Here is a 2,124-nt window from a genome sequence, read left to right as displayed (position 1 = left end):
TGCGCGCGCCACGACCGAGCTGATGGGAACCGGGCTGGAACCGCGCGCTGAACGCACCGTCGTCGTTCGATGTGCTCACGCTCGATCTCGTGGGCGAGAAAGCGGTTCTACGGCCCGCTGGCCGGCTGGGAGCGTCACCAAGCGGCGACTCCGGGCGCACCGGGGGCCCTGGTGGCGCGTACGCGGGTCGCGCGCTGGCTCCGGTCGGATCAGTAAATGATGATGGGAACCGTTCGGATGATGGTGTTGGTATCGAGCGTCACGGCACCGACCTGCGTGAGCAGGCGCCCGTCCACGGTTGCGCCGGTCTGAGCGCTGATGGAGGTCTGCGTCAGGAAATTCCCGGCCACCTCGCAGTACGTGCCGATCACCGTCGACGACCCGACCTGCCAGAACACGTTGGTTCCCCGGGCGCCGTCGAGCAGGATGACGTTGCGACCCGAGAACGAGGTGAACGTCGTACCCATCTGGAAGACCCACACCGATTCCGGGTGACCGCCCGCATCGAGCGTGAGGTCTCCCGACAGGTTCTGCATCGACGTGTCCGAGACGTAGAGACCGGGTGCAAGGGTGAGTCCGCCGAGGTCGCCGGTCAGTGGGATCGGGACTCCGCTGTGGTTCGCGGCGTTGTTGTAGGCAGTGGTGAGATCGAGCTTCGCTGTTGCGGCGACCTGATCCCCGGAGTGGACGGTGCCGTCCATCACGACGCCTGGCGGAAACCCGGTGATCGCCGTGCCGGGACTGATACCGACATCGCCGGTGCTCACCGTGAAGCCCGTGTTCGTGATCTCGGAGCCTGCGAGGATCGCGAACGTCCCGGCCGTCCCGAGGTCCACGTCCCCCAGTGGTCGGGCGTCGACGACCAACTCGGCGATGTCGGAGGGGGCGCTGCTGTCGAGCTCGAGCGCGGCCGCATCGATCGGCGGCGCGTCGACGGTGACGGGCGCACCGCAGCCGGCAGCCAAGAAGAATCCGATCACGGCGGGTATCAGGACGGCACGATGGGACTGCGATTGATTCATAAAGCTCCGGGTCGGGTTACGTCACGTCGACGGCGTGGTGGTCATGCAGATCGCTGGCTGATCCCTTCGCCAGGGCACGGGTTCGACCACCGCACTGTTTGCAATCGTGATCTCCATCTGCGAGAGCAGCCTTCCCGTGATCAACGAGCTCGCGCCGGACGTGAATGCCCCGGAATTCAGGACGACTCCATTGAGGTGCGCACTCGCGCCGATCGTCACGGCACCGGCGACTTGCCAGAAGATGTTCCGGGGCAGCGCGCCACCGGCCAACACGACCCCCCTGTGTCAGCGTAGTTGCCCCATCGACCTGACCACTTCCGGGGCGAGAGGGGAATTCAATGATGGAGTCTTCAGAGCTGGTACGCGCACGCATGGTGCGCCGCATGGTCGGGCCTGGAGCCTTGGGTGCGACGGAGTTGTCACGGGAGACCGGCATCCCGCAGCCGACGTTGTCGCGCTGGCTGCGAGGCGCGGCTCTAGCATCAGGCTAGTGACCACGAAGCCAGAGCCGAACGAGGTCGAGGCGCCGGCAGCGGAGGCGAAGTGTCCGCAAGACTCGAGCCCGATGGAGCGGATGCAATTCGTGCTCGACGCCAACGGCATGGCCGACCATGAACTGGGCGAGTTGCTGCGTCGCCGGGGAGTTCATGTACCCGCTGCACGAACCCCGTCTTCCAGCGGGCGGGCGGGTGATGTCAGCGTAGGTGCGTGACGACGGCAGTCCGCTCAGCGCGCAACCGACTGCTCCGACGAGGGCAGCGCGGGCACGGTGAGCGGACCCAGCTCGCGCTCGAGCTCGGTGGGATCGAGCCGAGCCCGGGTCGCGGACCAGTCGCGCGGGCACAGCTCGAGAAAGCGGCCTTGCGGCCAGTATGGCAGGACGCGAACCACGTCGCGGAGATAGACCTCGGGGTCGAGGCCGTGGAGCCGCGCGGATGCGATCAGCGTCATGAGGTTGCCGGCGGCCTCGGCGTGGTCGTCGGAGCCGACGAACATCCAGGCCTTACGGCCGACGGCGATGGTGCGAAGGGCGCGCCCGGAGGCGTTGTTGTCGAGGCGCACGCGACTCGTCGCGGCGTCGCCGCTGCCGACCTTGTACCCG

The 2,124-nt window shown here is 67.2% G+C and carries 3 protein-coding genes; all 3 read right to left on the bottom strand.

Going from position 1 to position 2,124, the window contains the following annotated elements:
• Positions 1-209: 209 nt before the first annotated feature.
• Positions 210-1,022 carry an ice-binding family protein gene (locus H7290_RS13835; RefSeq protein ID WP_290514600.1) on the bottom strand — a complete coding sequence of 271 codons (813 nt, stop codon included), beginning with the start codon at positions 1,020-1,022 and terminating at the stop codon, positions 210-212.
• Between the two features lie 21 nt (positions 1,023-1,043).
• Positions 1,044-1,292 carry an ice-binding family protein gene (locus tag H7290_RS13830; protein ID WP_290514599.1) on the bottom strand — a complete coding sequence of 83 codons (249 nt, stop codon included), beginning with the start codon at positions 1,290-1,292 and terminating at the stop codon, positions 1,044-1,046.
• A 456-nt stretch (positions 1,293-1,748) separates the two neighbouring features.
• Positions 1,749-2,124 (bottom strand): transposase domain-containing protein (locus H7290_RS13825; protein WP_290514598.1); only part of this gene is annotated, 376 nt, incomplete at its 5' end.

It is taken from the genome of Aeromicrobium sp., assembly GCF_014378035.1.
In the GTDB taxonomy this organism is placed as follows: domain Bacteria; phylum Actinomycetota; class Actinomycetes; order Propionibacteriales; family Nocardioidaceae; genus Aeromicrobium.
This window is presented reverse-complemented; position numbering and strand designations above follow the sequence as displayed.

Coding starts and splice junctions, on each gene's coding strand:
- H7290_RS13835 (WP_290514600.1), bottom strand. CDS start 1,022: ATGAATCAATCGCAGTCCCATCGTGCCGTCCTGATACCCGCCGTGATC.